This window comes from Gordonia sp. 11cp (assembly GCF_057767225.1).
Window position 1 is genome coordinate 2655778 of the sequence record NZ_CM173437.1, and the last position, 25989, is coordinate 2681766.

At 68.3% G+C, this 25989-nt stretch carries 25 protein-coding genes; 13 read left to right on the forward strand and 12 right to left on the reverse strand.

Annotated elements, in window-relative coordinates:
* Positions 1-69: 69 nt before the first annotated feature.
* From AC3B6C_RS11860 to AC3B6C_RS11885, 6 genes are all read left to right on the forward strand, one after another.
* The gene (locus tag AC3B6C_RS11860; protein ID WP_488376136.1) at positions 70-1209 is read left to right on the forward strand and encodes an acyl-CoA dehydrogenase family protein; all 1140 of its coding nucleotides are present in this window, start codon (positions 70-72) and stop codon (positions 1207-1209) included.
* A complete protein-coding gene (locus AC3B6C_RS11865; protein WP_488376137.1) occupies positions 1199-2362 on the forward strand; it encodes an acyl-CoA dehydrogenase family protein in 1164 nt (387 codons plus the stop codon). Before AC3B6C_RS11860 ends, AC3B6C_RS11865 begins: the two co-directional genes overlap by 11 nt.
* Positions 2359-3423, forward strand: coding sequence for a bifunctional MaoC family dehydratase N-terminal/OB-fold nucleic acid binding domain-containing protein (locus AC3B6C_RS11870; protein ID WP_488376138.1), 1065 nt, complete (start codon positions 2359-2361; stop codon positions 3421-3423). Before AC3B6C_RS11865 ends, AC3B6C_RS11870 begins: the two co-directional genes overlap by 4 nt.
* Entirely contained in the window at positions 3420-3860 is a 441-nt protein-coding gene (locus AC3B6C_RS11875) for a MaoC family dehydratase (protein ID WP_488358661.1), read from the forward strand. The genes AC3B6C_RS11870 and AC3B6C_RS11875 overlap by 4 nt, the downstream gene beginning before the upstream one ends.
* Positions 3860-5032: a lipid-transfer protein gene (locus tag AC3B6C_RS11880; RefSeq protein WP_488376139.1), complete on the forward strand. Its 1173-nt coding sequence runs from the start codon at positions 3860-3862 to the stop codon at positions 5030-5032. The genes AC3B6C_RS11875 and AC3B6C_RS11880 overlap by 1 nt, the downstream gene beginning before the upstream one ends.
* A 64-nt stretch (positions 5033-5096) precedes the next feature.
* The gene (locus AC3B6C_RS11885; protein WP_488376140.1) at positions 5097-6731 is read left to right on the forward strand and encodes an acyl-CoA synthetase; all 1635 of its coding nucleotides are present in this window, start codon (positions 5097-5099) and stop codon (positions 6729-6731) included.
* On the opposite strand, the gene AC3B6C_RS11890 is transcribed toward AC3B6C_RS11885, so the two are convergent.
* The gene (locus AC3B6C_RS11890) at positions 6732-7376 is read right to left on the reverse strand and encodes a LysE family translocator (protein ID WP_488376141.1); all 645 of its coding nucleotides are present in this window, start codon (positions 7374-7376) and stop codon (positions 6732-6734) included.
* Between the two features lie 326 nt (positions 7377-7702).
* On the opposite strand from AC3B6C_RS11890, the gene AC3B6C_RS11895 reads away from it, so the two are divergent.
* Positions 7703-8941, forward strand: coding sequence for an MFS transporter (locus AC3B6C_RS11895; RefSeq protein WP_055476868.1), 1239 nt, complete (start codon positions 7703-7705; stop codon positions 8939-8941).
* Positions 8942-8965: 24 nt separating this feature from the next.
* Here AC3B6C_RS11895 and AC3B6C_RS11900 read toward each other — a convergent pair whose 3' ends face one another.
* Both AC3B6C_RS11900 and AC3B6C_RS11905 read right to left on the reverse strand, forming a co-directional pair.
* Positions 8966-10261, reverse strand: a complete 1296-nt coding sequence (locus AC3B6C_RS11900) for an SLC13 family permease (protein ID WP_488376142.1) — start codon at positions 10259-10261, stop codon at positions 8966-8968.
* A gap of 18 nt (positions 10262-10279) precedes the next feature.
* Entirely contained in the window at positions 10280-11935 is a 1656-nt protein-coding gene (locus AC3B6C_RS11905; protein ID WP_488376143.1) for an MFS transporter, read from the reverse strand.
* 228 nt (positions 11936-12163) lie between these two features.
* On the opposite strand from AC3B6C_RS11905, the gene AC3B6C_RS11910 reads away from it, so the two are divergent.
* On the forward strand, positions 12164-12361 hold the full coding sequence (locus tag AC3B6C_RS11910; RefSeq protein WP_010842145.1) for a hypothetical protein: 198 nt from the start codon (positions 12164-12166) through the stop codon (positions 12359-12361).
* Positions 12362-12411: 50 nt separating this feature from the next.
* Here the strand turns inward: AC3B6C_RS11910 and AC3B6C_RS11915 are convergent, their stop codons facing one another.
* The 5 genes from AC3B6C_RS11915 to AC3B6C_RS11935 all read right to left on the reverse strand — a co-directional run bounded on the left by AC3B6C_RS11915 (position 12412) and on the right by AC3B6C_RS11935 (position 16897).
* Positions 12412-12843: a DUF6918 family protein gene (locus AC3B6C_RS11915; protein ID WP_010842144.1), complete on the reverse strand. Its 432-nt coding sequence runs from the start codon at positions 12841-12843 to the stop codon at positions 12412-12414.
* 122 nt (positions 12844-12965) lie between these two features.
* Positions 12966-13829, reverse strand: coding sequence for a MaoC/PaaZ C-terminal domain-containing protein (locus AC3B6C_RS11920; protein WP_014928740.1), 864 nt, complete (start codon positions 13827-13829; stop codon positions 12966-12968).
* Positions 13830-13833: 4 nt separating this feature from the next.
* Positions 13834-15573, reverse strand: a complete 1740-nt coding sequence (gene kstD, locus AC3B6C_RS11925; protein WP_488376145.1) for a 3-oxosteroid 1-dehydrogenase — start codon at positions 15571-15573, stop codon at positions 13834-13836.
* Positions 15574-15908: 335 nt separating this feature from the next.
* Positions 15909-16085: a hypothetical protein gene (locus tag AC3B6C_RS11930; RefSeq protein ID WP_488376146.1), complete on the reverse strand. Its 177-nt coding sequence runs from the start codon at positions 16083-16085 to the stop codon at positions 15909-15911.
* Positions 16082-16897, reverse strand: coding sequence for an enoyl-CoA hydratase-related protein (locus AC3B6C_RS11935; protein ID WP_488376147.1), 816 nt, complete (start codon positions 16895-16897; stop codon positions 16082-16084). The genes AC3B6C_RS11930 and AC3B6C_RS11935 overlap by 4 nt, the downstream gene beginning before the upstream one ends.
* Positions 16898-17042: 145 nt before the next feature.
* Between AC3B6C_RS11935 and AC3B6C_RS11940 the strand changes: the two genes are divergently transcribed.
* The 3 genes from AC3B6C_RS11940 to dmpG are packed head-to-tail and all read left to right on the forward strand — an operon-like array spanning position 17043 to position 19920.
* Positions 17043-17831: a 2-keto-4-pentenoate hydratase gene (locus tag AC3B6C_RS11940; RefSeq protein ID WP_488376148.1), complete on the forward strand. Its 789-nt coding sequence runs from the start codon at positions 17043-17045 to the stop codon at positions 17829-17831.
* A 36-nt stretch (positions 17832-17867) separates the two neighbouring features.
* Entirely contained in the window at positions 17868-18773 is a 906-nt protein-coding gene (locus tag AC3B6C_RS11945) for an acetaldehyde dehydrogenase (acetylating) (protein ID WP_488376149.1), read from the forward strand.
* Positions 18774-18825: 52 nt separating this feature from the next.
* Positions 18826-19920 (forward strand): 4-hydroxy-2-oxovalerate aldolase, encoded by a 1095-nt coding sequence (dmpG, locus tag AC3B6C_RS11950; protein WP_488376151.1) that lies wholly within the window; start codon positions 18826-18828, stop codon positions 19918-19920.
* A gap of 36 nt (positions 19921-19956) precedes the next feature.
* Here dmpG and AC3B6C_RS11955 read toward each other — a convergent pair whose 3' ends face one another.
* The gene (locus tag AC3B6C_RS11955; RefSeq protein ID WP_084817330.1) at positions 19957-20874 is read right to left on the reverse strand and encodes a LysR family transcriptional regulator; all 918 of its coding nucleotides are present in this window, start codon (positions 20872-20874) and stop codon (positions 19957-19959) included.
* A gap of 108 nt (positions 20875-20982) precedes the next feature.
* On the opposite strand from AC3B6C_RS11955, the gene AC3B6C_RS11960 reads away from it, so the two are divergent.
* Positions 20983-22131: a TDT family transporter gene (locus AC3B6C_RS11960; protein WP_488376152.1), complete on the forward strand. Its 1149-nt coding sequence runs from the start codon at positions 20983-20985 to the stop codon at positions 22129-22131.
* Positions 22132-22244: 113 nt separating this feature from the next.
* On the opposite strand, the gene AC3B6C_RS11965 is transcribed toward AC3B6C_RS11960, so the two are convergent.
* The gene (locus AC3B6C_RS11965; protein ID WP_488376153.1) at positions 22245-23792 is read right to left on the reverse strand and encodes an MFS transporter; all 1548 of its coding nucleotides are present in this window, start codon (positions 23790-23792) and stop codon (positions 22245-22247) included.
* Between the two features lie 179 nt (positions 23793-23971).
* Positions 23972-24766: a VOC family protein gene (locus tag AC3B6C_RS11970; protein WP_010842133.1), complete on the reverse strand. Its 795-nt coding sequence runs from the start codon at positions 24764-24766 to the stop codon at positions 23972-23974.
* Between the two features lie 154 nt (positions 24767-24920).
* Between AC3B6C_RS11970 and AC3B6C_RS11975 the strand changes: the two genes are divergently transcribed.
* Complete coding sequence (locus tag AC3B6C_RS11975; RefSeq protein ID WP_488376154.1) at positions 24921-25472, forward strand: hypothetical protein; 552 nt, start codon at positions 24921-24923, stop codon at positions 25470-25472.
* Here AC3B6C_RS11975 and AC3B6C_RS11980 read toward each other — a convergent pair.
* Positions 25447-25974, reverse strand: coding sequence for a C40 family peptidase (locus tag AC3B6C_RS11980; RefSeq protein ID WP_488376157.1), 528 nt, complete (start codon positions 25972-25974; stop codon positions 25447-25449). The genes AC3B6C_RS11975 and AC3B6C_RS11980 overlap by 26 nt on opposite strands.
* Positions 25975-25989 lie beyond the last annotated feature (15 nt).

Below are 25989 nucleotides of genomic sequence, written 5' to 3' on the forward strand. Positions count from 1 at the left end.
GCGCGCGGACTCTGATACAACTAGAACAGGTTCTAGTTCTTGACGGGTTCATGGTGAGGGAGGCACAGGGTGGACTTTGCCCTGGACGGCACGGCGATCGCGGTTCGCGACGTCGCCGAGGACGTGTTCGCACGACGACAGCCCGACTGGGAGTCGACGTTCGGTGGTCGCGATTCCGACGGCACGGGTACGACCCGAGGCGGGTTCGAGGCCGACGGCTGGCAGGCGCTCGTCGACGCCGGCCTGCTCGTGCTGCCGCTGCCGGCCGCACTCGACGGTGACGGCGTCGACGAATCGGGTCTGCTCCCGTTGTTCCGCCGGATGGGACGCGCTGCGGCCGTGACGCCCGCTCTCGGTTCGCTGACCGCGGCCCTTGTCTTCGCGAAGGCCGACGCCCAGACGGGCGAGGGATCGGCGTGGTCGCGGTTCGGGGGCTCGCTCACCGGCGGAAGCTGGGTCTCGGTCGCGATCGGCGAACACGGCGACGCCCTGACCGCCACCCCGCGGACCTCCGTCCGCGACGGTCGGCTCACCGGGACGAAGGTCGGGGTGCTGCACGCCGACGGTGCCTCGCTGTTCCTCGTGGCCGCCGACGCGGGCGTCGTGGCCGTGTCGCCGGGCGCCGACGGGGTCGCCGTCACGCGTACGCCGACCTCGAGCGGCTGGGGCGAGTACACGGTGACCTTCGACGACGTACCCGTCGACGACGCCGACATCGTGGTTCGCGATCTCGCGATCCTCCGCGACCGGTATCGCCTCGCGCTGTGCGCCTACGCGGACGGCCTGGTCGCCGGCGCCACCCGCCTGACCGCCGATCACGTCTCCACCCGCGAACAGTTCGGCAAGCCGATCGCCCTGTTCCAGGCGGTGGGCCAGCAACTGGCCGACATCTACGTCGTCGGGCGGTCGATGGAACTGGCGACCACCGCCGCGGCCTGGCGACTGTCCGAAGGACTCGACGCGTCGACCGATCTCGCGATCGCCGCCTACTGGCTGGCCGAGGAGATCCCCCCGACCACCCGGACGATGACCCACCTGCACGGCGGGATCGGCGTCGACATCACCTATCCGCTCCATCGCTACTTCTCGCTCACCAAGGATCTGGCGCGGCTGGTGGGCGGTGCACACGTGCGGCTCGACGAACTCGCCGACATCACCGACGTCCCCGCCGACGACACCCGTATCGCAGAGGTGCCCGATGTTCATTGATCTCACCCCGGAACAGCGCGCGCTGCGCGCCGAACTGCGCGAGTACTTCGCCGACCTGGTCACCGCCGACGAGGCGGCGGTGATGCTCACCGAACGCCACGGACCGACCTATCGCAAGGTCATCAAGCGGATGGGTGACGACGGCTGGCTGGGAGTCGGTTGGCCGAAGGAGTTCGGCGGCAAGGGCTTCGGTGAGATCGAACAGCAGATCTTCACCAACGAGGCCGTGCGCGCCGACGTCCCACTGCCGTCGGTGACGCTGCAGACCGTCGGGCCGACGCTTCAGGTCCACGGCACCGAGGAGCAGAAGCAGAAGTTCCTGCCCGCGATCCTCGCCGGCGACGTACATTTCGCGATCGGTTACACCGAGCCCGAGGCCGGCACCGATCTGGCCTCGCTGACCACCACCGCGGTCCGCGACGGCGACCACTACGTGGTCAACGGGCAGAAGATCTTCACCACGGGCGGTCACGACGCCGACTACATCTGGCTCGCCGTGCGGACCGACCGGGATGCACCCAAGCACAAGGGCATCTCGATCCTGATCGTCGACACCTCCGACCCCGGTTTCACCTGGACGCCGATCATCACCGCCGACGGCGCCCACCACGTGAATGCCACTTACTACCAAGATGTTCGGGTGCCGGTGTCGATGCGCGTCGGTGAGGAGGGCGGCGGCTGGAAACTGATCACGACGCAGCTCAATCACGAGCGCGTCATGCTCGGTCCCGCCGGCCGCATCGACGGTCTCGCGGCGCGGGTGCGTGCCTGGGCGCAGCGACCGGGTCCCGACGGAACGGTCATCGCCAAGCATCCGGACGTCCGCCGCGCGCTCGCCACCATCGACGCCTACGGACGAATCAACGAGTTGCTCAACTGGCAGGTGGCCGCGACCGGTGAGGCCATCTCGATGGCCGATGCGGCTGCGACCAAGGTGTTCTCGACCGAGCGCATCCAGACCGTCTGCCGGATGGTCGACGAGATCGTGGGCCGCTACGGCGATTTCACCGATCCCGAGACCGCGGCGCTGGTGAACTGGCTCGACGTGCAGCAGAAGCGGCACGTGGTCATCACGTTCGGCGGCGGGGTCAACGAGGTCATGCGCGACATGATCGCGACCGCCGGTCTCGGACTCCCGCGGGCCAAGCGGTGAGCGCGCCCGAACTCGCCCGCGACGGCGTCGTCGGAGACGAGGCGATCCGAGCCGCCGCGCAGGAGATCATCGACGCCGGACCGAGCTCGCCGGTCGCCGGTCGGGACCCGATCAACCAGCCCATGATCAACAACTGGGTGGAGGCGATGGGGGACACCAACCCCGTCTACACCGATGCCCATGCCGCCCGGGACGCCGGGCATCCCGGCATCGTCGCGCCGCCCGCGATGGCACAGGTGTGGACGATGCGGGGCCTGCACGGGGTGCGGACGGCCGACGACCCGCTGGGTCGCGCGAGCGAACTCTTCGACGAGGCCGGCTTCACCTCGGTGGTGGCGACCAACTGCGACACCGTCTACCACCGCTACACCCGGCCGGGCGAAGAGGTCGCGCTGTCGGCCGAACTCGTCGAGGTGGTGGGGCCGAAGAACACCGCTCTCGGCGAGGGCTGGTTCTTCACCACCCGGAACGTCTGGTCGGTCGGAGGTGAGACCGGGGAGCGCGAGGTCGTCGCCGAGATGCGTTTCCGCATCCTGAAGTTCCGACCCGCTGCACAGAAGGCCACGCCCGAGCAGGTGCCGGCGGCCGCGACACCCGACGACCTGGACCCGGCGCGGCTGCTCAGACCCAGCGCGTCCCGGGACACCGCCTTCTTCTGGGAGGGGGTGGCCGCGCACGAACTGCGCATCCAACGGGACGGCGACGGCGCACTGCGGCACCCGCCGGTGCCGGCGACCTGGAAACCGCGCGAGGCCGACGGAACCGTGCCGCCGACGGATTATGTGGTCGCGGCCGGTACCGGCGTCGTCTACAGCTACGTCGTCCACCGCGCGCCGCAGGTGCCCGGCCGCCGGTTGCCGTTCGTGGTGGCGCTCGTCGAACTCGACGAGGGGGTTCGGATGCTCGGCGAACTCCGGGGCGTGGAGCCGGACGACGTGTCGATCGGCATGCGCGTGCGCGCAACCTATCTGGACTTCCCGGCCGACGAGGCGGCCGGGACCGCTTCGTGGACCCTGCACGCGTGGGAACCGGCCACGACCACGGAAGGGGAATCCGCATGACGAGCGTTGCCGCACACCCCGCGGCCGTCGGAACGACGCTGCCGCCGTTGACGATCGAGGCGACACCCACGTTCGTGGTGGCGACCGCGCTGGCCACGCGCGATTTCCAGGACGTGCACCACGATCGCGACCTCGCGCAGGCGAAGGGGTCCAAGGACATCTTCGTCAACATCCTCACCGACACCGGGCTGGTGGAGCGGTTCGTCACCGACTGGGCCGGTCCGTCTGCCAGAATCCGTTCCATCGCACTGAAACTCGGCGTCCCCTGGTATGCCTACGACACCGTCACCTTCACCGGTGAGGTCACCGAGGTCGATGCCGGGGTGATCACGGTCGCCGTGACCGGGACCAATTCGCTCGGCAAGCACGTGATCTCGACGGTCACGCTGAGCGTCGACGATGCGGCTGCCTCCACGAGCCGAGGGGAGGACGTCTGATGGGGTCGCTGTCCGGGCAGGCCGTGATCGCCGGGATCGGTGCCACCGAATTCTCCAAGGATTCCGGACGCAGCGAGCTGCGGCTCGCCGCGGAGGCGGTGTCGGCGGCGATCGCCGACGCCGGCCTCACACCCGCCGACGTCGACGGTCTCGTCACGTTCACGATGGACACCAACAGCGAGATCTCGGTCGCCCGGGCCGTGGGTATCGGAGACCTGACGTACTTCTCGCGGATCCACTACGGCGGAGGTGCGGCGTGTGCCACGGTCCAGCAGGCCGCCATGGCGGTGGCCACGGGCGTCGCCGATGTCGTGGTGGCCTACCGTGCCTTCAACGAGCGGTCCGGATTGCGCTTCGGACAGGTGAATTCGGCGGTGGCGAACCAGGAGAATTCCTCGGGTACCGAGAACGCCTTCACCTATCCGCACGGACTGTCCACCCCGGCCGCGTTCGTCGCGATGATCGCCCAGCGCTACATGCACGAGTTCGGCGCCACCAGTGAGGATTTCGGTCGTATCGCCGTCGTGGACCGCAAGCACGCGGCGGTGAACCCGGACGCGTTCTTCTATGACAAGCCGATCACCCTGGAAGATCACCAGAACTCGCGCTACATCGCCGAGCCGTTGCATCTGCTCGACTGCTGCCAGGAATCCGACGGCGGTGTCGCACTGGTCATCGTGTCGGCCGAACGCGCGAAGGACCTGCCGCACAAGCCCGCCGTGATCGCGGCCGCCGCGGCCGGTAGTGCCGCCGATCAGTACATCATGACCAGCTATTACCGGCAGGAGCTGGCGGGTCTGCCGGAGATGGGACTCGTCGGCCGTCAGCTGTGGTCGCAGTCGGGCCTGCGTCCCGACGACATGGACATGGCGATCCTCTACGACCACTTCACGCCGTACACACTCCTGCAGCTCGAGGAACTCGGATTCTGCGGGCGGGGCGAGGCCAAGGACTTCGTCCGGGAACCGGGAGCCCTCGAGGTCGGTGGCCGGCTGCCGCTGAACACGCACGGTGGCCAGCTGGGCGAGGCCTACATCCACGGGATGAACGGGATCGCCGAAGGGGTCCGACAGATCCGCGGGACCTCGGTCAACCAGGTCGGCGGCGCCGAGAAGGTTGTCGTGACCGCGGGGACCGGTGTTCCCACAAGCGGATTGGTGCTGACCGCATGACGCCGCGACATCCGATGCTCTTCCACTCGATCCACCCACTCCGTATGACCAAGGAGCGCGCACGATGAAGTTCAACCTCGCCGATGTCTTCGAGACCGTGGCCGACTCGGTGCCCGAGCGGATCGCGCTCAGCTACCAGGGTCGCCAGATCAGCTACGCCGAACTCGACACCCTCTCCAACCAGGTGGCACATCTGTTCGCCGGCGCGGGGATCGGCGCGTTCGACAACGTCGCCCTGTTCCTGAAGAACAGCGTCGAGCACGTGACGAGCCTGCTGGGGCTGCTGAAGGTCCGTGCCGTTCCGGTCAACGTGAACTACCGCTACACCAACGCCGAACTGCAGTACATCTTCGACAACTCCGACTCCCGCGCGATCATCGTCGAACTGCCCGAGCATCAGCGCAGTGTGGCGGCACTCCTCGCCGAGACGCCCACCGTGCGTACGGTCTTCGTCATCGGTGACGTCGTGGAGGAACTGCGTGCGGCAGCTGCCGACCTGCCCGACGGTCGCGTCGTCGAGATCGTGTCCTTCGCCGATGCGGAATCCACACCGGACGGCCGGGACTTCGAGCCGCGCAACGGCGAGGAGCTGTACCTGCTCTACACCGGCGGCACCACGGGGTACCCGAAGGGCGTCATGTGGCAGCACGACGACTTCTTCCGCAAGCCGCTCTCCGGCGGGAACCCGTACGGAGAGGCCCGCCGGGATCTGGAGGAGATCGGCACGGCGGTCAAGGATTTCCCGCCCATCGCGTTCCTGCTCGCGGCCCCGCTCATGCACGGCGCGGCGTCGTACTCGCTCTTCACGTTCTTCACCCTCGGCGGACGCCTGGTCATCCAGCGGGATTTCGATCCCGAGGCCATCGTCACCGAGATCGAGAAGGAGAAGGTGAACATCGTCCTCATCGTCGGGGACGCCATGGGCATGCCCCTCGTCGAGGAGCTCGAGAAGCGCAAGGACGCCGTCGACCTGTCGTCGATGTTCTCGATCACCTCCGGTGGTGCGATTTGGTCCCAGCACGTGCGTGACCGCATGCTCGCGGTGAAGCCGGATCTGGTGCTGCGCGACAACTTCGGGGCGTCGGAGTCGGGGAACGACGGCGAGATCATGATGGACGAGAACGGGAACCTGAAGGTCCCGCCGACCGACCGGATGATGGTGGTGGACGAGCGGCACAACAAGATCGAGCCCGGGTCGGGGGAGGTCGGCTACATCGCGCGCATCGGCAACGTCCCGCTCGGCTATTACAAGGACGAGGAGAAGACGGCGAAGACGTTCCCGACGCTGGCCGACGGAACCCGGATCTCGATCCTGGGCGACATGGGCACGGTGGAGGCCGACGGGTCGATCGTCTTTCTCGGACGTGGCTCCCAGTGCATCAACACCGGTGGTGAGAAGGTCTACGCCGAGGAGGTCGAGGCCGCGCTGCACGGGCACCCCGCGATCGCCGACGCGCTGGTGGTCCCGGTTCCCGACGAGAAGTACGGGCAGCGCGTCGCCGCGGTCATCGCCGTCGCCGAGGGGTCCGACGAGCCGTCGCTCGAGGAGATCCAGGACCACTGCCGGGAGAGCCTGGCCCGCTACAAGGTTCCGCGTACCGTCGTCTTCGTCGACGAGGTCAAGCGGACCCCGGCCGGCAAGGCCGACTATCGCTGGGCCAAGGCCGCGGCGGCGGCACACGAGACCGCCGCGGTCTGATCAGCTCTCGAGTGCGAGGCGCACTCCGAGCCCGATCAACGCGACTCCGCCGATCGCTTCGACGCGACGGCGGATTCGTGCGCTCTGGAGCCATCCCGCGATGCGGCCGGCCGCGCCCACCAGCCCGGTGAAGTACGCCGCGGTGAGGGCGATGTAGGTGGCCCCCAGCCCGAGGGTCGTCCATCCCGGCGAGTACCCGTCCGGCACGAAGCCGGGCAGGAGACTGATGAACAGGATGCCGATCTTCGGGTTGAGCATGTTGGTGAGCAATCCGGCGGTGAAGCCCGAGAACAGCAGCCCGTCCCTTCGGTCGGCCGGTGGCGCGGCGGCCTCCTGAGCGGCCGCGAGGTCGGGTGCGGCCCGCAGCAACGCGCGGACCGAGCTGATACCCATCCACACGAGATAACAGGCTCCGATGATCTTGAGGATCTCGTAACCGGTCTGGCTGGCCTGCAGCAGGGCCGACAGGCCGAGCACGGCCGCGGTGACCCAGACCATCAGGCCGCACACGACCCCGGCGGAGGTGCGCATCGCCTCCCCGCGTCCCCCGCGCACCACTCCGCGCAGAACCACCAGCGTGTCCGGACCCGGCAGCAGCACGATCAGCGTCGCGGTGACGACGAAGGACACGAGCGCGGTGAGCATGAGGTCATGGTAGGAACCGGATCGAGGACCTGCCATCCGTGTGCGCCCCGGCCATCCTTCGCGCATCGGCATCAGCCCGCTGTCGATAATTAGGTAAGCCTAAGTTACATTGGGTGGCGCGCCCGCGGGGCTGAGCAGCGAACACCACGGCCGCACCCGCTACCGCGGATACCAGCAGGCAAGCCAACCGTGGCGTCGCCATGCGCTGTGGCAGAACGACATACGGAGGACACGAGTATGAACGCAACCCACCCGTACCCCCCTCACGTCGAGGATGCGGGCCCCGCCCACCACCGCCGGATCGCCTCCCCAGCGAAAGGCGACGTGTGACCACCGCCCCGTCAGCAGTGCACGGCACATCCCAGGCGGCGAGCCGGCGGCAGGTTCGTCTGGTGGTCGCGACGGTGTTCCTGACATACACCGCCATGATGGTCATGACCCCGTTGATCGCGCCACTGTCGCGTGAGATCGGAATCGCGGAGTGGCAGGTCGGGCTCGTGGTGTCCACCGCGGCGGCATGTATCGCGGTGGCCGGTCCCATCTGGGGTCGGCTGTCTCAGCGGGTCGGCCCCAAACGGATCCTGACGGCAACGGTCGCCAGCGGGACGTGCGCGATGGTCGTGTTCGCCGCGGCCGCACAGGCAGGCGTCGAGGGCGCCCTGTCGGCCGGTGCCGTTTTCGTGGTGATGCTGCTGGTCCGGGGCGTGTGGTTCGGCCTGTCCGAGGCGGCGGTGATCCCCACCGCTCAGGCCTACATCGCCTCGGTCACGCCCACCGTCGACGAGCGCGTACGAGGCGTGGCCGCGATCGGCGCCGCCACCGGCACCTCCATGATCGTCGGCGCTGCGGCGGGCGGGCTGTTGGGAGGTGTGTCGACCCTGGTGCCGCTGTGGGCCGTGCCCGTGATGCTCGCCGCAACCCTGCTCGTGATCGTCATCGCGCTGCGTCCAGCCGAACCGGCCGAGGAGACGGTTGCTCCGCGCCGGGTGTCGTTCACCGATCAGCGGGTGTGGCCTTTCCTCTTGATTTCCTTCGGGCTGTTCACGGCGCTGGGGTTCATCCAGATCCTCGTCGGCTTCCTGGTCCAGGACCGCCTCGCGCTCGACACCGAGCAGGCCACCCTCATCACCGGGATCGCCCTGCTGATCGCCGGCGTCGGCCTCGTGATCAGTCAGGGGATCGCGGTACCGCGACTGCACTGGTCCCCGGTGCGATACATCCGTGTCGGTGCGCTCATCGCGCTCGGCGGCTTCTGTCTGCTGGTCCCGGACTGGGGAGCTCTCGGCCTGCTGGTCGCGATCTTCCTCATCGGCGTCGGCCTCGGCATGGCTGCGCCGGGGTACACCGCCGGGGCGTCGCTCGCTGTCACCGCCGACGAGCAGGGCAGTGTCGCCGGACTCGTCGCCGCCACGAACGCCCTCACCTTCATCGTGGCGCCGGCGGCGGCGACCGCTCTGTACGAGACTTCCCAACAAGCCCCGCTGGTAGCCGCGACGGTCACGACCCTGCTCATCGCCGTCTTCGCCTTCACCCACCCACGCCTGCGAGTCACGACCGGCGCGTAGAACGGGTGACTCTACGGGCCGTCGTCAGGTGAACCGCAGCACCGCCCACAGGGCGACCACCGCGACGACGAGCGTCGCCGGGACGGTGAGTGCGCCGAGGCGGAGGTACTCGCGGGAGGTCGGGGCGCCCGTGCCCCCACCGGAACCGTCGCGGTGCATGATGTCGCGCCACAGCAGGTTGGCCAGCGACCCGAAGTAGGCGAGGTTGGGGCCGAGGTTGACCCCGAGGAGCATCGCGAGCACCAAGCCCGGGTCGTGCGCGACGAGCGGGATGAGGAGCAGGGTCGCCGGCAGGTTGTTGACCAGGTTGGCCAGGACCGCGGCCAGCGCGGCGACCGCCAGCAGCGCGAGGAGGGTGGACTCGCCGGGGATCAACCCGCCGATCCAGTCGCCGATCGGGCCGGTTCGGACCGGGAGGATGACGACACCGAGCACGGCGACGAACCCGAGGAAGGGGATGTTCACCGCGATCAGCGTGTCCCGCATGGTGGGTAGCGGGGCGTCGAGCAGCCGCGGCACGGTGAACGCGACCGCGCCCACGCCGGCCACCGCGGAAAGCGGGACGCCCAGCGGTTCGGTCACGACGAAGGCGACCAGTAGCAGCCCGAGCATCGCGAGCATCAGGGTGGGGCGGGGTGGATCCCCGACCGCGGTGTTCTCGCCGGTGTCCGAACCGGAGGCGGGCGCCGTGCGCGCGAGCGAATCGGCGAAGTACAGGCGGAAGATCAGGTACTCGACGACGATCGCGGCGACCCAGGGTGCCAGCATCACACCGGTGAAACCGAGGAAGCTCAGCCCGGTCGCGGAGAACGCCAGGAGGTTGGTCAGGTTGGACACCGGCATGAGGGTCGATGCGGTGTTGGCCAGGTGGGCGTTCGCGAACGCCACCGGTGTCACCCGCGCGCCGATCCGCCGAGCGGTGGCGACGGCCACCGGGGTCAGCAGGACGATCGTGGTGTCGAGGCTGAGGACCGCGGTCGTCGCCGCGGCCGCGAGGAAGACGATGCGCAACAGTCGATGTGGCGAGGCCCTGCTCCACCGGGCCAGGAGCGACCCGATCCAGGTGAAGACGCCGGCGCGGGCACAGGCGTCGGCGACCACCAGCATCGCGGCCAGGAAGCCGATGGTCGGCGCCATCGTGGTGATCTCGTCGGCAGCGTCCTGGAGGTCGGCGAGACCGAGCGCGATGAGTAACGCGGCGACCGGTGCGGCCACCACCACGGCCGGAATGCGCTGGGCGACAACGGTCGCGACGATCACGACGAGCAGGGCGGCGACACCGACCACGGTGCCGGCGACGCTGTCCGCGGTGAGGAGCACCGGGACAGGCTACGTCACTCAGTCACGGGCGTAGGTGTCGTCGCGGTCCGGGTCGGGCTCTGCCACGTCCGACGGCACCTCGACGACGCGCCGCGGGGTCAGCCACAGCAGCGCCACCGAACTCACGAGCATGATCCCGCCGAGCACGAGCGACGCCTGCTCGAAGGGTGCGTAGAAGGCCTCTCGGCTGCCCTCGGCGATGGTCTCCGCGAGGTCGGCGGCCTGGCCGGACAATCTGTCGACGACCACCGTCGCCTCGGCGAGGGACCGTTCGATCAGCGTCGAGGCCTGCTCGGCCTCGGCGATCATGGCCTGGCCACCGGCGCTGTCGCCGGCGGCGATCCGCTGCTGACCGGCCGCGGCCAGCTGATCACGCGCCAGTTGTGCGGTGTCACCGATCCGCGACTGATACCCCGCGGCGACGATGCTGCCGGCGATCGCGATGCCGATCGCCGCGCCTATCTCGCGGGCCGTGTCGTTCACCGCCGAGCCGACACCCTGGTTGTCGAGCGGGGTGTTGGACATGATGGCCGTCGTCGCCGGCGCCGAGGCCAGGCCGATACCCACGGCGATCACCGCGACCACCCCGGCCAGCGTCCAGTAGGTCTCGTACCGGAACGAACCGAGGAGGATCAGGCCGACACCGGACAGCAGCGCACCGCCGGCGATCACGAACTTGAGCGAATCGAGCCGCACGGCAAGCCAGTTCGCGAACAGCGTGGTGAGGCCGACGCCGGCCACGAACGGCATCAGTGCGAGGGCGGACTGCAGCGGCGTGTAGCCGAACACCAGCTGCAACAGTTGCAACAGCAGGTAGAACATGCCGAACGAGGCGAGGAACTGGACCGCGACCGACAGGGACCCGGATCCGAACGCGCGGTTGCCGAGTAGCCGGACGTCGAACAGCGGTGACGTCGACCGCAGCTCCACGACGACGAAAGCCGCGGCGAGCAACACGCCCCCGATGATGCAGACCAAGACGACGGGATCCGCCCAGCCCCGATGCGGAGCCTCCAGGAGACCGAGGACGACTCCGGTGATGGCGAGGACCGAACACACCGTTCCCGAGATGTCGAAGCGACCGGGGTCGCTGTCCTTCGACGTGCCGATGGTCAGACAGAGGGCGGCAGCCACGGCCGATGCCGCGGCGAAGGTGATGAAGATCGAGTGCCAGGAGAAGAACTCGAGGAGGAGGCCGGTGACCAGGAAGCCGGCGATCGCTCCGCCGCCGGCGATCGCCGACCAGATGCTGATCCCGACCGCGCGTTGACCTTCCGGCATCCCGGAGGTGATGAGGGACAGCGTGGTCGGCATGATCAGCGCCGCGGCGGCGCCGGCGAAACACCGGGCCAGGATCAACTGGGTCGGGCCGTCGACCCAGATCGCCACCAGCGAGGCGACGCCGAACAACACGAGGCCGGCGATCAGGACCTCGCGGCGGCCCAGCCGATCGCCGATCGCGCCCGCCGGGAGCAGCAGCGCCGCGAGCGCCAGGGTGTACCCGTCGACGATCCACGTCATCTGTCCGGCGTCGGCGCCGGTGTCGATCGCGATGTCGGGCAGGGCGGTGTTGAGGGCCGCCATCGCGGCAACGACCATGCTGACCGACAGACAGGCGACGAGGACGAGCCACGCAGACTTCGCGTCGAGGCGGATGGCGGACGGTAATCTCATTCGGCGTCCTGCGCTTTCGGGGTCTGCGTGCGGCGACACGTGTTCGGTCGGAGGCATGATCGCCGCCGGCGAGCCTGTGTTGCGATTTCGTTATCGCGACACGCTATGTAGGCGCCAACGCTACTCGAGTAACTTGTGACACATTTATCACTGCAGTATCGATACCGGGCGAACGCGAGACCGTGCCGGTCCCCGTTGGCCCCGGACAACCGAAAGTGGTGACAGGTCATGGCCTCACCCCGAATCGCACGAACCCCCGCCGCTGCTACCCCCGCTGTCGCGACCCCGGCCGCATCGCCCGACGTCGCCCCGAACGGGACCGAGATCTCGCCCGCTCGCGTCCACGTGTGGCGTGTGCTGTCGATGCTGGCCGCGCTCATCGGCGTCGTCGTGGCTCTCGTGGCCATCGCGTCGTCGGCGGTCTGACCCGACTCCGTCGAGATGTCGGTGTGACCGCCGACGACGCGCGCCGACTTCTAGGCGGCGTGCCGCTCGATGGCGGCACCCAGACGCGGCAGTGCCGCGATCACGTACTTCTTCCCCTTGCCGCGCAGGGAGTTGTATGCCTTGGCGAGTGCGGGCTTGGCCGTCTCGGCCTGCTCGTCGGTGACCGACAGCAGGGCCTCGGCCGCCGCATCGCTGTGGGCCGTCAGGTGATCGCCGAAGGCGACACCGGCCGGCTTCGAATCCCAGAACGGCGCCAGCGCCTTCAGGAAGTCCTCGGCCATCTGATCGGTGGCGCTGCGCACGACACCGGGCTTCACCTTCTGGACCGCGGAGTAGGCGGTCTTCACAGCAGCGCCGCTCAGACCCGACTGGTCGGCCACCTCGGCGTCGATGACACCGACGAGGTCGGTCACCAGTGCGCTGCGGTTGTCGGCGAGTAGGGGCGTCAGCGAATCGCTCATGGGCGTCTCCTCGGGGATATGCGACATGGAACCTGCGGGCCGCCTCACGGTCCGCGTGTGTAGCGTACTGGCCCCACGCGACAGCGTCGCCGGGCTGCGTCCGAGCCGTCGCGGCTCCGGGACTATCGACGACGTTCGCAGACCACATTGCCGAGGGCCTTCGCGCCGTCGCGTTCGGCGACGGTCGCGGTGGCCAGCAACCGGGAGCCGTCCTCCCAGACCTCGACCGCGAGGGTCTCGCCCGGGAACACCACGCCCGCGAACGATGCCGAATAGTCGGCGACCGCGGTCACGTCGCCACCGAGGACCTCGTCGACGATCGCGCGGCAGACCGTGCCGTAGGTGCACAGGCCGTGCAGGATCGGCCGGGGAAACCCGGCGCGAGAGGCGAAGTCGGGGTCGGAGTGCAGTGGGTTGCGGTCCCCGCACAGCCGGTAGAGCAGGGCCTGCTGGGGGAGCGTCGCGACGGTCAGGCGATGATCCGGCGCGCGGTCGGGATAGTCGACCCTCGCCGACGAACCGCGTTCGCCGCCGAAGCCGCCCTCGCCCTTGGCGAAGATCGACGAGCGGGAGGTCCAGAGTGTCTGGCCGTCGTCGTCGGCGGTCACCGACTCCTGCACGATCACCGCGGCCGAACCCTTGTCCTGGATCTCGGCGATCCGGGTGCGGGTGGTCGCCTTGCCGCCGGCCGGCAGTGGCCGGTAGGCCGTCACCTGCTGGCTGCCGTGGACGACCTTCGCGAGGTCGATGTCGATGCCGGGGAACGACACCTTCGGGGGTTCGGTGGTGTGGAAGCCGGCGGCCACGGTGGCGAAGGTGGGGAGCACCTTCGGTGTCGAGTCGTGGACGTACTCGAGTCCGGTGGTGTCCATCGGGTCCGATGCGGCACCCACCGCGAGGTTGTAGAGGGCGGCGTCCGACGCCGACCATTCGAAGCTCACCTCGGGCAGCTCGGCGCCGAGGGCGACGGAGAGGTCGATGGGCATCGTGTCAGGCTCCTGTGGATGCGGGGGCGGCGGCCTTGGCGGCGATGTCGGCGGCGGCGAGGTAGCCGAACACCATGGCCGGACCGATCGTCGCGCCCGGACCGGCGTAGGTGTGTCCCATGACCGGGGCGCTGGTGTTGCCCGCCGCGTACAGACCTTCGATGACCGAGCCGTCGGCCCGCAGAGCGCGACCCGACGCATCCGCATTGATCCCGCCCTTGGTGCCGAGATCGCCCGGGACCATCTTGACCGCGTAGAACGGGCCCTTGCTGACCTCGCCGAGGCTCGGGTTGGGCTTGTTGGTGATGTCGCCGTAATAGTGGTCGTAACCGCTTGTGCCACGCCCGAAGTCCTCGTCGACGCCCTTGCGGGCGAAACCGTTGAACCGCTCGGTGGTGGCGGTCAGTGCGTCGACCGGCACACCGATCTTCTCGGCCAGTGCCGCGATGCTGTCGGCCTTGACGACGACACCCGACTCGAACCACTTCTTGGGCAACGGTTGTCGTGCGTTGATGCCGGCGAAGAGGTAGCGGTTGCGACAGCGCTGGTCGAAGATGAGCCACGACGGCACGTTCTCGCCGGGACCCTCGCCCTGACCGAACTGGCCGCCGTACATCTGGTGCACCGCTTCGACATACGGCAGGGACTCGTTCATGTAGCGCTGTCCGCGGGTGTTCACCATGAACGTTCCGGGTACCGCCCGCTCCGACAGCGCGAACCACGGACCGCGCGGCAGCGGGATCGTCGGGCCCCACCAGGCGTCGTCCATCAGGGACACCGCGGCGCCGATCTTGAGTCCGGCGTTGATGCCGTCGCCGGTGTTGCTCGGGGCGCCGGTGGTCCACTCGGAGCCGATCGGGTCGCGCTGGTACTTCTTGCGCATTTCGTCGTTGTGTTCGAACCCGCCGCAGGCGAGGATCACGCCGTGGCGTGCTCGGATCTCGACGCGCTTGCCGTCGGACTCGGCGATCACCCCGACGACGCGGCCGTCTTCGGTGATGAGGTCGGCCAGGCCGGTGTTCAGCCGGACCGGGACGCCGGCCTGGCGTACGCCGATGAGGAGTTCGGCGGCCAGCGCGGCGCCCATGGCGATCAGCTTCTTGCCCCGGCTGCGCGCCCAGAAGAAGCGGCTGCCGACCTTCGCCATCCGCAGCGGACCGCGCCAGTGACGCAGGCCGGTGTTGAGCCAGCGGTAGTCCGACTGCAGCACCACCATGTTCAGCGGTGCCTTGGTGTATTGCGGGTGCAGGGTCTTCAGGTCGTCCCCGAGGCGGCGCGCGTCGAACGGGCGCGGCTCGATCGACCGTCCGGCGAGCCGGCCGCCGGGTGCCTCCGGGTAGTAGTCGGAATAGTTCTTCACCCACTCGAGGTCGAGGGGGGCGTGTGCCATCAGGAAGTCGAGGGCCTCGGGCCCGCGGTCGATGTAGGCGTCGATCCGATCGGCCGGGGCATGGTCGCCGATGATCGCGTGGACGTACTCGCGGGCCTTGTCCGGTGTGTCGATCACACCGTCGCGGCGCAGCACCGAGTTGTTCGGGATCCAGACCCCGCCGCCCGACCGCGACGTCGAGCCGCCCCAGTACGGCGACTTCTCGATCAGGACCGTCGACAGGCCCTTCTGAGCTGCGGTGATCGCCGCGCTCAGGCCCGCACCGCCGGCCCCCACGACGACGACGTCGAACGTCTCGGGTGCCGGGGTCTCGGATCGGGTGCTGGTCTGTTCTGGTTCGGTCGAGCCGGCCATTGGGTCCCCTTCGTGCGCGCAGCTGGAACGTGTTCTACCTGAATTAGAACACGTTTCAGAAATGGGACGCCAGGGGTGCTTCCGATCCCGTCGACTGGGCGTCTGTTTTCGTCGACTGGGCGGCTTTACGCGTTGACTGTGCGTCTTTACGCGTTGACTGTGCGTCCGATCCCGTCGGCGCTACGTCGACCGGTGGCGACGGGGCGAAGCGACCAGAGGTCGATGCCTGCGGCAGGCGTGGACGACCTGATCAACGCACCGGTTCCTATCGGGTAAGGAATTCAAAGGCCTCAACAGGCTCAACAGTTCCGATCCCGCCTGCGTGTCGGTATGGACTAGGGCGCACGGTCGACGGGATTGGGTGCACGATCGCCGAAAACAGACGCATTGTCAACGGGATCTGACGCCCAGTCGACGGGATCGGCTTTGCCGGCGAGTTCGGTGCGCAGGAAGGCGCGCACCTCGTCGCGGAGGGAGTGCAGGACGTCGTCCGAGACGGCGCCCCGGCTCATGACCGGCCGGGACCGCGGGACGACCAGTTCTGCCCCTTGCGCGCCATCGACCACATCTGGGTGCCGCGCTCGATCTCGATCGCCGAATCCCACGTCACCGCCGGGGGTCCGAGTTCCATACGGACACTGGCCATCACACGCCGCGTCAACTCGGGGTCGCGCGCGGCGGGTCCGGTCAGACCGTCGACGATCGCCGGGATGTCCGGAAGGGGCGCAGCCGCGTACGCCAGGCCGCGCTCGACGGCCTGCTCGCCGGACAGCGACTGGCCGCACGCCGCGAGGGCGATGGTGTTCGCCCTGCCCACCGCCCGATTCAACAGGGTGAGGTGACCGCCCCCGGGGTGTATTCCGCGAGCGAGGAATCCGCTGTCGAGGACGGCGTCGGGCGTGGTGACGAGCAGGTCGACGGCGAGTGCGAGATTGAGGCCTGCGCCGACAGCCCCGCCGACGACGACCCCCACTGTCGGTACCGGCAACGAGCCGACCCGCACGAACGCGCGGTAGACGGCCGACAGCTGCGCGACCGACGACGGCGCGGCCGGATCGGCGGACGCCGCGGCCAGGATTCTCGTGTCGGCGCCGCTGCAGAAGTAGGAGCCGACGGCGTCCACGACGACGGCGCCGACGTTGTCGTCGTCGATGACCCGATCACAGAATCGCTCGATGGCCGCGGCCATCTCGAGGGTGATGGCGTTCTTGCGGCGGGGGTTGTTGAGCGTCAGCCTTCCCACTCCGTCGTTGACGGAGGTGAGGATGGCCTCGCCGGTGTCGTCGTCGTCCGGCGAGACGGGATTCGGGGACTCGGAACTCATGACGACGACCGTAGTCCCCCGCCGCTGGTGTGATCGTCGATCCCGGCGTCGCCGCGAAAAAGTTCACCGATCGCACCGAGGAGTGCCCCGACACTGCAACGTGTTCTAAACTAGAACACGTTCACATTCGGAAGGCGAGGGCACGATGGCGGTTGAGCAGGGGATTCGCGAGCAGATCGCTGCCGATCTGGCGCGGGCGGAGGCGTCGGCGACCGCCATCGACAGGCCCACCGACGCCCACCCCGGCCTCGATGTGGTCGACGCCTACGAGATCCAGCTGATCAACATCCGCAAGCGCCTCGACGCCGGGGCGAAGGTCGCCGGGCACAAGGTCGGCCTGGCCTCGGAGGCCATGCAGAAGATGATGGGCGTCGACGAGCCGGATTACGGTCATCTGCTCGACGACATGCAGTACTTCGAACACACCCCGATCGACGCGAAGAAGCTGTGCTTCCCGCGCGTCGAGGTCGAGGTCGGCTTCATTCTGGGCGAGGACCTGCCGGGCGAGGGCTGCACCAACGAGGATGTGATCGACGCGGTGGCCTGGGTGGTGCCCTCGATCGAGTTGATCGACTCCCGGATCAAGGACTGGAAGATCACGCTCTGCGACACGATCGCCGACAACGCGTCGTCCTGTGGGTGGATCCTCGGTCAGCAACGTGTCCCGATCTCCGAGATCGACACCGGCGACATCGAGGCGACGCTGACGCGCAACGGCGAGATCGTCGCCAAGGGCAATTCGTCTGCGGTACTGGGTCATCCGCTGAACGCTGTGAGTTGGCTCGCGCGCAAGGTCGAGGGCTTCGGGGTGCGCCTGCGCAAGGGCGATGTGATCCTGCCGGGCACCGCGACGCGGGCGATCGACATCTCGTCCGGCGATCACTTCGTGGCCGACTTCGCCGGCCTGGGCCGCGTCACCCTCGACTTCACCTAGACACGAACGACTTTCACCGAGTATGAGGAGGAACCCGTGGCAGCCAAGCTGACCGCAGCGATCATCGGGTCGGGCAACATCGGCACCGACCTGATGTACAAGCTGGAGCGCTCCGAGGTGATCGAGCCGCGCTGGATGGTCGGCATCGATGCCGCCTCCGAGGGCATGAAGCGCGCGGCCGATCATGGCCTGATCACGATGAGCGGCGGCGCCGACGAGCTGCTGGCGTCGTCGGAGCGTCCGGATCTGATCTTCGAGGCGACCTCGGCCTATGTGCACCGCGAGTACGCGCCGAAGTACGAAGAGGCGGGCATCATCGCCGTCGACCTCACCCCGGCTGCCGTCGGTCCCGCGGTGGTACCGCCGGCCAATCTCCGCGAGCATCTCGACGCGCCGAACACCAACATGATCACGTGCGGAGGGCAGGCGACCATCCCGATGGTGCATGCGGTGAGTTCGGTTGTGCCGGTGCCGTATGCCGAGATCGTGGCGTCGGTCGCCTCGGTGTCGGCCGGACCGGGAACCCGCGCGAACATCGACGAGTTCACCGCGACGACCTCGGCGGGGGTGGAGACGATCGGCGGCGCGCAGCGCGGCAAGGCGATCATCATCCTCAATCCGGCCGACCCGCCGATGATCATGCGCGACACCATCTTCTGCGCCATCCCCGAAGACGCCGACACCGATGCCATCGCCGAGTCGATCCACCGCCGGGAGAAAGAGATCCAGGCGTACGTGCCGGGCTATCGACTGTTGCAGGACCCCCAGTTCGACCCGCCGAGCGTCGTCAACGGCGGCTTCGCCCGGGTGTCGATCTTCGTCGAGGTCGAAGGTGCGGGCGACTTCCTGCCGCCCTACGCCGGGAACCTGGACATCATGACCGCCGCCGCCACGAAGGTCGGCGAAGAGATCGCAAAAACCAGGTTGGGAGTCCCGGCGTGACCGCCTGTGTGAGTGCCCACGAAACAGCGAAGACAAAGTTGGGAGTCCCCGCATGAGCACCAATGTGGTTTCCACGCCGCGTGACCCGAAGCTGATGGCGAACGCGCGCAAGTACTCCGATGCCCTCGACATCCGCATCACGGACTCGTCGCTGCGCGACGGCAGTCACCACAAGCGCCACCAGTTCACCGAGGACGAGGTGCGCGCGATCGTCGGCGCCCTCGACGAGGCGGGTGTGCCGGTGATCGAGGTGACCCACGGTGACGGTCTGGGCGGGTCGTCGTTCAACTACGGCTTCTCCAAAACTCCTGAGCAGCAATTGATCAAGGCCGCCGCGGAGACCGCGAAGCGCGCGAAGATCGCGTTCCTGATGCTGCCCGGGTTGGGCACCAAGGACGACATCCGGGCCGCGCAGGACAACGGCGGCCAGATCTGCCGCATCGCGACGCACTGCACCGAGGCCGATGTCTCCATCCAGCACTTCGGACTAGCCCGCGATCTGGGCCTGGAAACCGTCGGGTTCCTGATGATGAGCCACAGCCAGCCGCCGGAGGTCATCGCCAAGCAGGCCCGCATCATGGCCGATGCCGGATGCCAGTGTGTCTACGTCGTCGACTCCGCGGGTGCCCTCGTCCTCGAAGACGTGACCGTGCGGGTGGAGGCCCTGGTCGCCGAACTCGGCAACGACGCGCAGGTCGGGTTCCACGGTCATGAGAACCTCGACATCGCGGTTGCCAACTCGGTCAACGCGATTCGTGCGGGTGCGCAGCAGATCGACGGCTCGATCCGGCGCTTCGGTGCCGGCGCGGGCAACACACCCACCGAGGCCTTCGTGGGTGTGTGCGACAAGCTCGGCATCACCACCGGAGTCGATTTCATGAAGATCGCCGACGCCGCACAGGATGTCGTCCGTCCGGCCATGCCGTCGGAGTGCCTGGTCGACCGCTCGGCGATGATGATGGGCTACGCCGGTTGCTACAGCTCGTTCCTCAAGCACGCCGAGGGCCACGCCGAACGCTATGGCGTCTCGGCCGCGGAGATCCTCCTCGAGGCGGGCAGCCGCAAACTCGTCGGCGGTCAGGAAGACCAGCTGATCGACATCGCGCTCGAACTCAAGAAGAAGCAGGACGCGAACGCCGGGGTGTGAGGGCGATCCGTCGAGTGCCCATCGGACGGGTGTTGCTCAGCTGCGGATGATGTGCGCGAGGAAGTCGCGTGCCGCGCCGGCGCCCGGTTGGGCCCCTGACAGCCACACCGCGCGCAGGGGTCGGGCGAGGTCGAGGTCGGCGATGTCGATGTGGGCCAGCCGGTGTCCGAGATCGTCGGCGACCGAGAGGTCACTGAGCACGGCCGGCCCGGCTCCCGCGATGACCGCCGCCCGCACCGACGCCGTCGTGGACAGTTCCAACACGGGTGGCGCGGTCTCCCGTCCCGGCCCGAGGGCCCGCGTCAGGGCGCGTTCGAAGAACTCCCGCGTTCCCGAGCCCTCTTCGCGGGTGACCAACGGGGTGCGGGCGAGGTCGGCGGCCGTGACCGGACGCCGCAGCCGCGTCCACGGATGACCCGGCGGCACGACGAGGACCAGCTCGTCACGCGCGACGCTCCGGCTTCGCAGACCGGTCGGGACACGTGACCCCTCGACGAAACCGAGCTCGACGTCGCCGGCACGGACGAGGTCGTACACGTGGTCGGAGTTGGTGGCTGTGAACGACACCTTCGGCGCGTGATCGTGCTGGGCGCCGAACGACACGAGCCAGCGGGGCAGGAGATGTTCGGCGACGGTCAGGCTGGCCGCAAGGCGTAGCTGATCACGGCGTTCGAGGCGCAACGCGGCCAGCCCGGCGTCGAACTCCCCGGCCAGGGTCAGCAACCGGTCGGCCCATTCGGCGACGAGTCGTCCGGACTGGGTGGGTACCGAACCCCGCGGTGTGCGGGTCAGCAGGGTGACGCCGAGCTGGGTCTCCATCGCGCGGATTCGTGCGGACACCGCCTGCTGGGTGACGCCGAGCTGGGTCGCGGCGGCATTGAGACTGCCTGTCCCGACCACCGCCTGCAGGGTCTCCAGCGAAGCGAGGTCGGGCATCCGCGGACTCAGCACCATCGTTCGAGGGTACAAGCACCGCTGATACCCCCGGTACAAACACGATTTGTATCCTGTCAACGCTTTGGGTCCTACCGGCGTCGTGACATTCGCGCGAACGTGGTGAACATGACCACGACGACCCCCACCGCCGGACTCGCCGCGACAGATCGCGGGCCCGCAACCGACACCGGGACAAAGCGTCGCCACGTCTCCTACGTTCCGCCCAACTGGTTCGCCGCGGTGATGGGCACCGGGATCGTCGCGATCGCCGCGCACAGCCTGCCCTGGCAACCTCCGGGCCTGGCAGTGGTGGCGACGGTCTTCTGGCTGTTGGCCTGCGCGGTGTTCGCGGGTGTGGTGGCCGCCACCGTCCGCCACTGGGTCCGCGACCCGGAGATCGCCCGCGGTCACCACGCCCACCGAGTGGTCGCCCACTTCTACGGCGCGGCACCGATGGCGGTGATGACAGTCGGGACCAGCACGATGCTGGTCGGCACGACGGTCATCGGCCGCGATCTGGCACTGGGGATCGACGTCGTGTGCTGGATCATCGGCACGATTGGCGGGGTGTTCACCGCCGTGGTCATCCCGTACCGGCACCTGATCGTCGGCCGCCCGGCTGTAGGTGAGGCTTTCGGCGGCTGGCTGATGCCGGTCGTCCCCCCGATGGTGTCGGCGTCGGCGGCCGCGGTGCTCACCCCGCAGCTGCCCGCGGGCTGGGCGTCGGGGGTCGTGATGGTGATCGGCTGCGCGATGTTCGTACTGGCCGCACTCGCCTCGCTGCCGATCCTGGCGGTGCTGGCGGCGCGGCTGCGCAGCGGTGATGTCGGTGCCGCCCACATGGTCCCCACCTGGTGGATCGTTCTCGGTCCGCTCGGCCAGTCGATTACCGCCGCATGCCTGCTCGCCCATGTCGCACCGCACGTCGTGGGCGCCCCGACCGTCGGAACGCTGCAGTCGTTCGCGATGGGCTACGGCCTCACCGTCTGGGTGGTGGCCACTCTCTGGATCGTCGTCGCCGCGCGGCTCACCGTGCGAACGCTGAGGTCGGGGATGCCGTTCGCGATGACCTGGTGGTCGTTCACCTTCCCGCTCGGCACCTACGTGACGGGTTCGAGTGCGCTGGCACTCACGCTCGGTGGAGCGGTCTTCCAGGTCGCGGCCGTCGCCGGGTTCGCGGTTCTCGTCCTGGCATGGGGTGTGGTGGTGGTTCGGACGGTGCGCGGGGTGGTGTCGGGCGAGCTCCTGCGGGTGCCGTTGCTGCCGGTGCGGTGAGTACCCCCACCCGCAAACCCACCCCTTTTCCGTAAACCCAACGCCTTCGGACCGGGTGGGTTTACGGAAAAGGGGCGGGTTTGTCGAAAGTTGGTTTACAGCAACGTTTTGCGCTACGAGATCCCGGCAGGAGTGGGCCGGGGAGTGCTCATGCCTCCGGTCGGCGACGGCGCATCGTGCATCCGGTCCACGTCTTCGAGACTCAGTCCGGTGGTCTCGACTCGGAAGGTCCATGTGACGAATGCGCCCAGCGCCGACGTTCCGGCGAGAAGAAGCACGATGATCGCCGTTCCCCAGGCATCGAGGAGGACGGGGAACAGGAAGGCGGTGAGGACTGCCCCGACCTTGGCGACCGAGGCGGCGAGGCCCGCGCCCGTCCCACGCAGCGAGGTGGGGAAGACCTCGCCGGCCAGCAGATAGGTCATGGAGTTCGGACCCAGGTTGGTCATGAGGTTGAACAACATGAAGCCGACGAACACGAGGACGACTTGCAGGGTTCCGTCGAGAAGGGTGGAGGCGGCGGCTGTCACCAACCCGACAGCGCAACCGAGGAAACCGAAGACCTGTAGTCGGATTCGGCCGAATCTGTTGACGAGGAGGATGGCCAACGCGATGCCGATGAGGAGGAAGGCATCGATGAGGACTGCGCCTTCGGCGCCGTGCAGGTCGTCGGCGACCACGCTGCTGACGGTCGCGTCGTCTGCGGCGGCGGTTCCGATCGTCGCGGCGATGATCGTCGGGGTGAAGATGCCGATCCCGTACGTTCCGAGGTCCTGCAGAAACCAGGGGATCGAAGCCAGGATCGTCGAGCGGCGCCAGGGTCGCCGGAACAGCGACCCGATGTTGGATGGTGACCCGTCGGCGGAGTCGGGGCCGGAGGCAGACTCGTCGCGGAGTGCGAGGGAGACGGTGGACGGGTACTGCGGTCGGCGAGTCAACAAACGCTTCAGCGCTCGCTCCGCCTCGTCGACTCTGCCTGTGCCGAGGAGCCAATGCGGACTCTGCACGATGAAGAGCCGGCCGACGATCACCAGGACGGATGGGACGACAACCACGCCGAACATCCAGCGCCAGTCCGACAGTTCGTCGCGATTGCCCAGGATGATGACGCCGACGAGTGTGCCGGCCAGGGCGCCGACGGCCTGGAAGCCGAACGCCGCGAGCACCCCTCGACCCCGGATGCTGGTGGGCATGGTCTCGGAGATCATGGTGTGTGCGGTCGGGTAGTCGCAACCCAGCGCCATTCCCATGCCGACGAGACACACCACCAGCATCGGGAAGCCGGTGCTGAACGTGACGCCCACCAGGAAGGCCGTGAACAGAACCATCTCGGCCAGGAACATCTGACGGCGACCCCACCGATCGGACAGCCCGCCGAGGGCCGATGCGCCGATCATGATGCCCAACAGGGGCGCGGCCGTCACGACGCCGGATTGGGCTGAGCCGAGCCCGAAGTCGTCGATGATCAGTGGTAGGGCCACGCCCACCATGAAGACGATCATGCCCTCGAGGAACTTCCCCGCGGACGCGAGCAACCAGATCCGTCTTTGCATCGAGGTCATCGCGCCGGCGGTCGCGGGCGTGCCGTCCCGCCAGGCAGGGACCTCGTCCAGGTAACTCTGGACGGTGTCGGGAAGAGCTCCGGACTCGGTGGCGGACATGCGATTCCTGTTCTGCGCCGACGACTCCACTCGATACGACGGTGAATCGTGCTGCGGAAGTCGGACGCTACAGGTTGTCGCTGGCCGTCTCGTTGCGGCGTGATGAACGTTTGTGGCCGCCGCTGAGCTGCTCGGTAGGACTCATGCGCGAGCCGCGTGAGTCCTACCGAGGCCGGACCTCACATGCCGGCGGGCGGGTGCCCCAGACAGATGAGGGCGCCCATCGGGTCCTTGATCGCCGCGAGCGTGCCGTACGGGGTGTCCTCGCCGGCCATGAGGATCTCGGCGCCGAGTGACTCGGCCTGTTTCACGGTGGCGGCCACGTCGTCGACGGTGATGTAGATCTGCCAGAACGACGGCACCCCGGCGGGGAAGAGCTTGACCGAGTCCATGATGCCCGCGTACGACGTCTCGCCGTAGAAGATCTGGGCGTAGTTGTCGGGCCCGACGGCATCCGGGTCGCCACCGGTACCGATCTCCTCGATGCGCGCGCCGAGCACGGTCCGGTAGAAGTCGACAGACTTGGCGTAGTCCATGCTCTGGCATTCGAACCAGTAGGGCGTGCCGTGGTCGCCGAACTCGGAGTAACCCTTGTGCTTGTCCGGCTGCCAGAACCCGATCGCCGCGCCCGCTGTGTCGAGGGCCATCAGCATCGTGCCCTCCTCGCCGATGGCCATCGGGGGCACCATGATCGAGCCACCCGCCGCCTCGACTGCCTTCACCGTGGCGTCGGCGTCCTCGGTGTGGAGGTACACCGTCCAGATGTCGGGAGGTCCCGCGCCTTCCATCACCGGGCTCAGCCCCGCGACACGCTTGCCGTTCTTGAGGAGGTTGCGGTAGCCGCCGAACTCCTCGTCGGGAGCCTCGGCCTCCCAGCCGAAGATCGCCCCGTAGAACTCCTCGGCCTTCGCGGTGTCACTGCTCATCAGGTCGAACCAGATCGGTGCCCCCGAGGGGGCCGCATACTCTGCCATTTCTGTGTCCTCTTCCTTGTTCCGCACAATCTGCTGGGCAACTGCTCGTCGACACACTTCTGACCGACAGGGTCGCGCAAACTCATCGGTCGCGGACCGCGTTGGGGGAGAGTCGACTCATATCCACCGGGATGGGCCATGGCACGCTGGTCGGATGACGACGCACTCGGCCACCGTCGAACGACTTCGCACCACGGCGTGGCCGGTGATGCTGGCCGGCGGACTGCTACTGGTCCTGCTCGCGCAGGTCCAGTGGGGTTGGACCGACGAAGGTGTGGAACCGTCGATCACCGGGTTGGGACACGTCAAGATCCTGGGGGCCAGCGACGACGACGTCGCGTTCTTCTTCGAGGACAAGACCGACCGGCCGGGTCTGAGCGTGGTCGTGGCGGGGGCGGTGATCGCCGTCGTCGCGGCCCTGGGCTGGTGGCGTGCCCGACTCCGGCCGTCCGCCATCGGAGTGATCGGTCTCGCGTCCCTCGTCGCATTGGTCGTCGGCGTCCGGGTGCTGAGTGACCCTGCCGCGCAATTGTTCTCCGACTCGGTGTCGGAAGCGCTGGGTTCAGACCTGCCCGCGATGCAGGCCGGTTACGGACTGATCGGGACCGTCGTGGTCGCGGCCCTGTTGCTGGTGGTCGTCGTGGGATGGGTGCTCACGACGTGGTGGCCGCGCCCGACGCTCAGCCGAACCGACGAATCGTCTTGATGTATCCCATGTCCTTCAGCTTCGTGAACCCGATCGGGACACCGTTGGGGCCGTAGGCGTTGAACACGCGGCCGGCGCCCGCGTAGATACCGACGTGTCCCGCGTCGCGACCGAAGATGATGATGTCGCCCGGTGCGAGCGCGCGGAACGGGATCGCGTGTCCGACCTTCGCCTGTTGCTGGCTGGTCCGGGGGAGGTGGACGCCGGTCGTGTAGAACGCCCACCGCACCAGCCCGGAGCAGTCCCAGGAATGCGGGCCGACGCCTGCCCACTTGTACGGCTTGCCGATCTGGGTGATCGCCGCCCCGAGTGCGTTGAGGCCGACGGTGGTCGGCACCGGCAGATAGATGGGAACCGAACCGGAGGAGTCCGACGATCCCGCGGCCGCGGCGCGACCGGTGTCGAGGAGCGGGGAGCCGATGAGCGGTACGCCGACCGACAACGCGGCGGTGAGTGCGATGGTGCAGGTCACGCGCCTGAAGCGCGGTGGCGATACGGACATGACGACAGCTTGGCG

Bases quoted from the DNA above. Each gene is read 5' to 3' on its own strand.
- AC3B6C_RS11920 (WP_014928740.1), bottom strand. From the start codon at position 13,829: ATGCCCATCGACCTCTCCGTCGCCCTCGGCGCCGAGCTGCCCGAGGTG.
- AC3B6C_RS11875 (WP_488358661.1), top strand. From the start codon at position 3,420: ATGACGAGCGTTGCCGCACACCCCGCGGCCGTCGGAACGACGCTGCCG.
- AC3B6C_RS11975 (WP_488376154.1), top strand. From the start codon at position 24,921: ATGACGACGCACTCGGCCACCGTCGAACGACTTCGCACCACGGCGTGG.
- AC3B6C_RS11935 (WP_488376147.1), bottom strand. From the start codon at position 16,897: ATGAGTTCCGAGTCCCCGAATCCCGTCTCGCCGGACGACGACGACACC.
- AC3B6C_RS11905 (WP_488376143.1), bottom strand. From the start codon at position 11,935: ATGAGATTACCGTCCGCCATCCGCCTCGACGCGAAGTCTGCGTGGCTC.
- AC3B6C_RS11960 (WP_488376152.1), top strand. From the start codon at position 20,983: ATGACCACGACGACCCCCACCGCCGGACTCGCCGCGACAGATCGCGGG.
- AC3B6C_RS11885 (WP_488376140.1), top strand. From the start codon at position 5,097: ATGAAGTTCAACCTCGCCGATGTCTTCGAGACCGTGGCCGACTCGGTG.
- AC3B6C_RS11955 (WP_084817330.1), bottom strand. From the start codon at position 20,874: ATGGTGCTGAGTCCGCGGATGCCCGACCTCGCTTCGCTGGAGACCCTG.
- AC3B6C_RS11915 (WP_010842144.1), bottom strand. From the start codon at position 12,843: ATGAGCGATTCGCTGACGCCCCTACTCGCCGACAACCGCAGCGCACTG.
- AC3B6C_RS11970 (WP_010842133.1), bottom strand. From the start codon at position 24,766: ATGGCAGAGTATGCGGCCCCCTCGGGGGCACCGATCTGGTTCGACCTG.
- kstD (WP_488376145.1), bottom strand. From the start codon at position 15,573: ATGGCCGGCTCGACCGAACCAGAACAGACCAGCACCCGATCCGAGACC.
- AC3B6C_RS11890 (WP_488376141.1), bottom strand. From the start codon at position 7,376: ATGCTCACCGCGCTCGTGTCCTTCGTCGTCACCGCGACGCTGATCGTG.
- AC3B6C_RS11930 (WP_488376146.1), bottom strand. From the start codon at position 16,085: ATGAGCCGGGGCGCCGTCTCGGACGACGTCCTGCACTCCCTCCGCGAC.
- dmpG (WP_488376151.1), top strand. From the start codon at position 18,826: ATGAGCACCAATGTGGTTTCCACGCCGCGTGACCCGAAGCTGATGGCG.
- AC3B6C_RS11910 (WP_010842145.1), top strand. From the start codon at position 12,164: ATGGCCTCACCCCGAATCGCACGAACCCCCGCCGCTGCTACCCCCGCT.
- AC3B6C_RS11865 (WP_488376137.1), top strand. From the start codon at position 1,199: ATGTTCATTGATCTCACCCCGGAACAGCGCGCGCTGCGCGCCGAACTG.
- AC3B6C_RS11880 (WP_488376139.1), top strand. From the start codon at position 3,860: ATGGGGTCGCTGTCCGGGCAGGCCGTGATCGCCGGGATCGGTGCCACC.
- AC3B6C_RS11980 (WP_488376157.1), bottom strand. From the start codon at position 25,974: ATGTCCGTATCGCCACCGCGCTTCAGGCGCGTGACCTGCACCATCGCA.
- AC3B6C_RS11965 (WP_488376153.1), bottom strand. From the start codon at position 23,792: ATGTCCGCCACCGAGTCCGGAGCTCTTCCCGACACCGTCCAGAGTTAC.
- AC3B6C_RS11940 (WP_488376148.1), top strand. From the start codon at position 17,043: ATGGCGGTTGAGCAGGGGATTCGCGAGCAGATCGCTGCCGATCTGGCG.